The organism is Wolbachia endosymbiont of Drosophila bocki (assembly GCF_028982005.1).
GTDB classification, from domain to species: Bacteria; Pseudomonadota; Alphaproteobacteria; order Rickettsiales; family Anaplasmataceae; genus Wolbachia; species Wolbachia pipientis.
Genome location: NZ_JAPQLG010000084.1, coordinates 1 through 6,577 on the forward strand (window position 1 = coordinate 1; position 6,577 = coordinate 6,577).

The window sequence follows — 6,577 nt, forward strand, 5'->3', positions numbered from 1 at the left end:
GTCAGTAGCCACCAGATTTTTTCAGTTCCTATGCAACAAAGCCATCCCAGTGTCAGGCACTGGGATGACATCATAGGGGCGCTGGGATGACACCCTCCTGCTAGACAATGTTCGTACAGTTGTACATCTACCATGCAAGTTACCTGAAAATTGCAATGTTCGTACACTTGACTACTTGGATCTAGTATGATTTAATTAACCAAGAAGTAGGCATGAAAAAATTATGTAGTGAACCAGTTTGCATAACACCAGGAGGAAAATATGGATAGAAGGACGAGAATAGAATCAGACAGCTTAGGGGAAGTAAAAGTACCAAGTGAACATTACTGGGGAGCGCAGACTCAGCGTTCTTTAGAAAATTTTAAGATTGGCACAGAAAAAATGCCAGAGCCTCTGATTAAAGCATTAGCAATAGTAAAACTTGCAGCAGCACATGTTAACATGAAGCAGGGTAGCATAGATAATAAGGTAGGGGACGCAATCTGCGCAGCCGCAAAGGAAGTAATAGATGGCAAATTTAATAATGAATTTCCGCTTGTTGTTTGGCAAACCGGATCCGGAACGCAGACTAATATGAATATGAATGAAGTGATCAGCAATCGCGCAATAGAGATTTTAGGTGGTAATTTGGGTAGTAAATCTCCGATACATCCAAATGATCATGTGAATTATGGTCAGTCGTCAAATGACACCTTTCCAACAGCAATGCATATAGCAGCAGCAGACCAGATAAACCGCTTGCTTATTCCAAATCTTGAAAAATTGCATAAGGTCCTGGATAATAAGGTTCAGGAATTTAAAGATATAATAAAAGTAGGACGTACTCATCTGCAAGATGCAACGCCCCTAACACTAGGACAGGAGTTCTCTGGCTATGCAGTCCAGATTAAAAAGGGGATAGAGAGAGTAAAATCAACTTTAAGTGATATATATGAGCTTGCACAAGGTGGCACTGCAGTTGGCACGGGACTCAATACTAAAAAGGGTTTTGCTGAAGATTTTTCAAGCCAAGTTGCAGAAATTACTAACCTTCCATTTACTTCAGCAGGCAATAAATTTGAAGCGCTAGCGGCAAATGATGCTTTAGTTGAGCTCAGTGGAACACTCAATACAGTAGCAGTCAGTTTAATGAAAATTGCAAATGATATAAGGTTGCTTGGTTCTGGTCCAAGATGCGGAATTGGGGAAATAATGTTACCGGAAAATGAGCCTGGTTCTTCAATTATGCCAGGTAAAGTGAATCCAACCCAGTGTGAAGCGGTGACTATGGTATGCACTCAAGTTATGGGAAATCATGTTGCTGTAACCATTAGTGGTTCAAACGGTCATTTTGAATTGAATGTGTTTAAGCCAGTGATAATTTACAATGTTTTGCAGTCTATAAGACTTTTAGCTGACGCAAGTTTAAGTTTTACAGAAAAATGTGTAGTTGGTATTAAAGCAAATGAAGAGAGGATAAAAGATTTACTGAATCAGTCGTTGATGTTGGTCACTATATTAAATACGCATATAGGGTACGACAATGCAGCAAAAATAGCGAAGCTTGCTTATAAAGAAAATATCACTCTAAAAGAAGCAGCAGCAAAACTTCAACTGCTCACTGAGGAAGAGTTTGAAAGGATAGTGAAACCAGAAGAAATGGTAAATTATTTGTAACCGCTCACACTTAATTCTTCAGTCTCACTAATAGAAAGGCCAGTAAACTTGACAATAGTGTTAACATCAACATTATTATCTTGCTTTGTCTACCTTATTTTGCCGCTCCCCTGAACGGATACGGTTTAAGACATAAGATCCTTTTTCATAGCTATACTACGTTATCCAGCGTCTGGGCACTGGTTTCTTGGTACTTATTCCGCAATAATTTTTCTTTCCTTCAATAAACTTTGCAGTTCGCCTTTTTCGTACATCTCGCGAGTGATGTCGCAACCACCAATAAACTCTTCCTTTATATATAATTGTGGAATTGTTGGCCAATCAGAAAACTTTTTTATAGATTCACGTATTTCATCATTCTCCAACACGTTAATATACTTAAACTTCACGTTCAATTTTTTTAGGATTGACACGACGAGTCCAGAGAATCCGCATTGAGGAAAATCAGAAGTGCCTTTCATATACAATACCACATCATTTTCTGTTATATCTTTTTTTATTTGTTCAAAATTGCTCATAAATTCACCTTATTTTTAAGTATTAGTTTCCAGTTGCAAGGCGTGTATAGACTGACCTTCCAGAGCTTTATATACCATTTTATGCTGTTCTATTTTTGTCTTTCCAAGAAAACACTTGGAGTTTATTTTTAAATGATAATGGTCATCATCTCCAGCAAGATCATGAATCCTTATATCAGCGTCGGGGAACGATTGTTTGATGATCCTCTCTAATTCGTGAATTGCAATAGTCATTGATTTGCTTTAAATTACAATACTTTCATTATAAATCTAAAACGATTGAGCGCAATAAAAAGTTGCTATCATAAAAAATAGAAGCATACTATAATAGTGGAATGACAAATTATGCAGGGAGGCTTTGTGGTGGGCGAAAGATTTAAATTCACATATCTATTGGTTTTGCTAACTTTTTCATTTAGGTGCTTATCTTACGATGGTAAAATAAATAACTTAGAGGATGTTTACATCAAAGCTAACTATTTTGGAGCATTCTTCAATGCAATAGGTTCTCTAGAAGGAAAAGAAGATGCAGGTGACAATATAACAGAGGGGGTTTTTAGTTTTAATAAGAAGGAGCGAATTGAAGCTGGATACAGTCCTAAATATGTTCCAGGTTTTGCCGGTAGTGCTGCAATAGGATATTTATTCAAAAATATGAGAGTTGAGTTTGAAGGCTTATATTCTCAGACTAACTTATATGATGAAGATTATTCAGATAAGAAAAAAGCAAGATATATTGAACTTCGTCGTCACAATGATGCGTCTACTGGAGCGGAATGCAATTCACCTTGGAGAAGTGGAAAGGTTGATATTCACATTCAAGAAAATTGTAGTGTTGAAGCAGAGTTCAGAGCTGCATTTAAGATGAAAAATGAAGGTTTTAATAACTTAGCTGGAATGGTCAATGTATATCGTGATTTTAATATAGCAAAAATGCCATTCACCCCATATGTTGGTATTGGTGCAGGTGTAACTAGGGTTAAATTTCTAGGAAAAACCAGATATGCCTTGGCTTACCAAGCAAAACTTGGTATCAATCACCAACTTACAGCACAAACTCAAGCATTTGCTGGTTTACGCTATTTTGGTATCCTTGATAACCAATTTAAAGATATTGTACCAGGAATAAAGATACTAGCTGGTGAAGGATATACTCCTGCCGGTGGAGGAAGTAAAGTTGATGAAACTGCACGTGTTGAATCAACAACTGCAACCATTACCAATAGGTTTGGCATATATGGCTTAGAGTTTGGATTGGTTTATCACTTTTAACTTTATCCAATAAATTACATATGTGAAGATAGTAAATTCAGCGTGCTGAGAACATTAGAAAGACGAGATTTTAATTGATTTTCATATTTACTCCAATCTTGTATTGCCTTTCTTGCAACACCTGAATCAACTGCAGCTTTTGCAACAGCAGGAGATACTATAGAAATTAATCTTGGGTCAAATGGAATAGGTATTATATATTCACGTCCGTAGCTCATTTTACGACCGCCATAGACTGCAGATATCTCACCTGGTACTGGCTCACGGGCAAGCTTTGCTATTGCATCTGCAGCTGCAATTTTCATTTCATCATTTATTGTTGCTGCATGTACATCAAGCGCCCCTCTAAATATGTAAGGAAAACCCATTACGTTGTTGACTTGGTTGTTGTAATCTGACCTACCAGTTGCAATTATTGCATCTGGCCTTACAGATTTTGCAAACTCAGGCCTTACTTCTGGATCGGGATTGGCAAGAGCAAAAATAATCGGGTCTTTGCCCATACTCTTTAACATCTCTTCATTTAACACATCTTTTGCAGATAGTCCGATGAATACATCAGCGCCTTTTATTGTATCAAGTAGAGAACGTTCGGAAGTATCAATTGCATACTTTTCCTTCCACTCATTCATGTCCTCGTTTCTACCTTTGTATATTACTCCCTGCTTATCGCACAGCACTATATTTTTAGCGCCCATGGACTTTATTATTTCTAAACATGCAATACCGGCTGCTCCAGCTCCATTCATAATGATCTTAACGTCCTCTAATTTCTTTCCGACAATATCAAGAGCATTTTCTATGCCAGCTGCAACAACCACCGCAGTTCCATGCTGGTCGTCATGGAACACTGGAATATCCATCAGTTCATTCAGGCGTTTCTCTATTATAAAACAATCGGGAGATCTTATATCTTCTAAATTTATTCCTCCCCAACTTGGTCCAAGATATCTTACTGCATTGATGAAATCTTCTATATTTTCTGTATCAACTTCTATATCTACTGCATCAATATCAGCAAAACGCTTAAATAAAACAGCTTTGCCTTCCATGACCGGTTTTGAAGCAAGAGGACCAATATTACCAAGTCCAAGCACTGCAGTACCATTTGAAATGACAGCAACACAGTTGCTTTTTGCCGTATAATCATAAACAACCTCAGGATTTTTAGCTATTTCAAGACACGGAGCTGCAACGCCAGGGGAATAAGCAAGTGACAAATCATACTGGGTAGATAAAGGTTTTGTTGGCATGATTGAAATTTTACCAGGTTTACCACCTCTACTGTGATACTTAAGTGCCTCTTGTTTTGTGGTACTATCCAAATCATCGTTCATCATTACATCCTTATATTTTAAGCTTGTATTTTTTAAGTATATGGAGTTTTTATGAATGTTCAATTGTAAACTATTAACTTGTGAACTCTGGTGTACTTCTGTATAAGTTTACCTACTACGTAGAATGGTATTACATGCTTAAGAAAAACGTGCCTAATTTGCTTACAATTTCTCGTGCACTTGCAATACCAGCCATAATATTAAGTTTTTATATAGAAAATAAATACGCAAGCCTGATAACAATATCAATCTTTATGTTTGCATGCATTACGGATTTTTTTGATGGTTACCTGGCGCGTGCGTGGAAAGTCCAATCAAAGTTTGGCAAGCTATTTGATCCAATTGCTGATAAATTAATAGTGGTTTCAACGATAATTATGCTAATTTATAAGCAAAAGATAAATGATTTTACAATAGTACCGTCGATTATCATCATCTGTCGGGAGATATTAGTTTCGGGTTTACGGGAGTTTCTGATAGCTACAAATGTTAGTCTACCTGTAAGCAAAGCTGGAAAAATTAAAACGTTTCTACAGATGGTTGCTGTAGTAGCGCTAACAATGAACGATTATTATATGATTCAATATACAGGTGCGATTTGTTTATGGGTTGCAGCTATTATAACTATGTGGTCAGGCTATAATTATATCCTAGCCGGCATCAAACAGATTGATTAAATCTCCTAGGAAATAGTTAATAGACAGGAGTAGTTAATATCTTAGTGATATTGACTCAGAAAGCAAAAAGGTGTATAATTGTATTAACTTACAACTAATTAGGTTAATATTATGAAAATACCTAGTGGCAAATTTTCTTCTACCAAAAAGGTTCCAGGAAAGAATAAGAAAAAAAGAGATTTTGAACCATTAGAAGAGTTTTTTTGGGATTTTTGGCCAACAGTTGATAAAGAAGTCAAAAGAGAAAGGCTAGAACAAGAACTATTAACACTAAAAAAAAGAGAACTATATAGACAATGTGCATCATTGGTAACAGTGGTTCCATTTGCATTATTTATGGCTATTGAACTGGAAAAAATATGTAGCGATCAGGTATTACTTGGCGTGATAAGTGGCGCGCTAAGCCACACTATGTTACCTTTCATGGTCCTATCTCTTATTTGTACGCTATATTTAATTTACAATAATAGGAAAATAGCACAAAAAGAACGAGAGTTGAAGAATATTGAAAATGGAGAGGAAGTAAAGGAAAAAGAGCACAATATTTCTGATATAGGTCAGTGTTTGATCTATATTGAGGCTATAACAACTGCACTGGTTATTGTAGGTATGATAATGGGTGAAACATCTTCACTTGAAGCATCGGAGAATGCAATTTTATTTCTTGCCAATGCAATTGCCTTTCTTGCAACTCTTGTTTCTTATATTGATAAGCATGAAAAAAATAAGAAAAAGGAAACAGAAAAGTTTGATCTTGATGAGAAATCTAGCAAGAAAACTAGCAATATGTCTGTAGCCGGATTGGCGCTTGCTGGTTCTTCTGTATTTTTAATAAGAAGGATAATGTTAATAGCATTAGCATCGTCCTTAAATCCTGCTGTTGGACCTACTTTAGGCTTGATAGGTATTGCACTTTTTATGGTTGTACAGGTATTAACTATACATTCCTACAGCAAGACGCTGAAAGATCCAAAAGTGGAAGGACGAGGTGAATCAAGAAATGCAGGTAGTTCTGATCGTAGTTATAGAGAAGAAGGACCGGCTATTGCCTAAGAACCTGTTAAGGATCTCGAAAATATGAGGTAAAATAAGCATAGTTAAGAAAGAGGTATATCTA

The 6,577-nt window shown here is 36.4% G+C and carries 7 protein-coding genes; 4 read left to right on the forward strand and 3 right to left on the reverse strand.

All coding sequences use genetic code 11. The features are described from left to right. Positions 1 to 261: 261 nt before the first annotated feature. Positions 262 to 1,656: a class II fumarate hydratase gene (gene fumC / locus OZD61_RS01675; RefSeq protein WP_274979615.1), complete on the forward strand. Its 1,395-nt coding sequence runs from the start codon at positions 262 to 264 to the stop codon at positions 1,654 to 1,656. A gap of 194 nt (positions 1,657 to 1,850) precedes the next feature. Here the strand turns inward: fumC and grxD are convergent, their stop codons facing one another. Together grxD and OZD61_RS01685 are read right to left on the reverse strand one after the other, a co-directional pair. Then, positions 1,851 to 2,174, reverse strand: a complete 324-nt coding sequence (grxD, locus tag OZD61_RS01680; RefSeq protein WP_274979616.1) for a Grx4 family monothiol glutaredoxin — start codon at positions 2,172 to 2,174, stop codon at positions 1,851 to 1,853. A gap of 15 nt (positions 2,175 to 2,189) precedes the next feature. Continuing rightward, positions 2,190 to 2,408 carry a BolA/IbaG family iron-sulfur metabolism protein gene (locus tag OZD61_RS01685; RefSeq protein WP_274979617.1) on the reverse strand — a complete coding sequence of 73 codons (219 nt, stop codon included), beginning with the start codon at positions 2,406 to 2,408 and terminating at the stop codon, positions 2,190 to 2,192. Between the two features lie 111 nt (positions 2,409 to 2,519). Between OZD61_RS01685 and OZD61_RS01690 the strand changes: the two genes are divergently transcribed. Continuing rightward, positions 2,520 to 3,446 carry a P44/Msp2 family outer membrane protein gene (locus OZD61_RS01690; protein ID WP_274979619.1) on the forward strand — a complete coding sequence of 309 codons (927 nt, stop codon included), beginning with the start codon at positions 2,520 to 2,522 and terminating at the stop codon, positions 3,444 to 3,446. Positions 3,447 to 3,460: 14 nt separating this feature from the next. Here OZD61_RS01690 and OZD61_RS01695 read toward each other — a convergent pair whose 3' ends face one another. Then, positions 3,461 to 4,783, reverse strand: a complete 1,323-nt coding sequence (locus tag OZD61_RS01695) for a malic enzyme-like NAD(P)-binding protein (RefSeq protein ID WP_274979622.1) — start codon at positions 4,781 to 4,783, stop codon at positions 3,461 to 3,463. Between the two features lie 134 nt (positions 4,784 to 4,917). Between OZD61_RS01695 and pgsA the strand changes: the two genes are divergently transcribed. Continuing rightward, positions 4,918 to 5,460, forward strand: a complete 543-nt coding sequence (gene pgsA, locus OZD61_RS01700; RefSeq protein WP_274979620.1) for a CDP-diacylglycerol--glycerol-3-phosphate 3-phosphatidyltransferase — start codon at positions 4,918 to 4,920, stop codon at positions 5,458 to 5,460. Between the two features lie 111 nt (positions 5,461 to 5,571). Continuing rightward, on the forward strand, positions 5,572 to 6,513 hold the full coding sequence (locus OZD61_RS01705) for a hypothetical protein (RefSeq protein ID WP_274979621.1): 942 nt from the start codon (positions 5,572 to 5,574) through the stop codon (positions 6,511 to 6,513). Positions 6,514 to 6,577 lie beyond the last annotated feature (64 nt).

What these genes read in the sequence shown, in the direction of transcription:
- fumC (WP_274979615.1), top strand. Translation starts at nt 262, where the DNA reads ATGGATAGAAGGACGAGAATAGAATCAGACAGCTTAGGGGAAGTAAAA.
- grxD (WP_274979616.1), bottom strand. Translation starts at nt 2,174, where the DNA reads ATGAGCAATTTTGAACAAATAAAAAAAGATATAACAGAAAATGATGTG.
- OZD61_RS01685 (WP_274979617.1), bottom strand. Translation starts at nt 2,408, where the DNA reads ATGACTATTGCAATTCACGAATTAGAGAGGATCATCAAACAATCGTTC.
- OZD61_RS01690 (WP_274979619.1), top strand. Translation starts at nt 2,520, where the DNA reads ATGCAGGGAGGCTTTGTGGTGGGCGAAAGATTTAAATTCACATATCTA.
- OZD61_RS01695 (WP_274979622.1), bottom strand. Translation starts at nt 4,783, where the DNA reads ATGAACGATGATTTGGATAGTACCACAAAACAAGAGGCACTTAAGTAT.
- pgsA (WP_274979620.1), top strand. Translation starts at nt 4,918, where the DNA reads ATGCTTAAGAAAAACGTGCCTAATTTGCTTACAATTTCTCGTGCACTT.
- OZD61_RS01705 (WP_274979621.1), top strand. Translation starts at nt 5,572, where the DNA reads ATGAAAATACCTAGTGGCAAATTTTCTTCTACCAAAAAGGTTCCAGGA.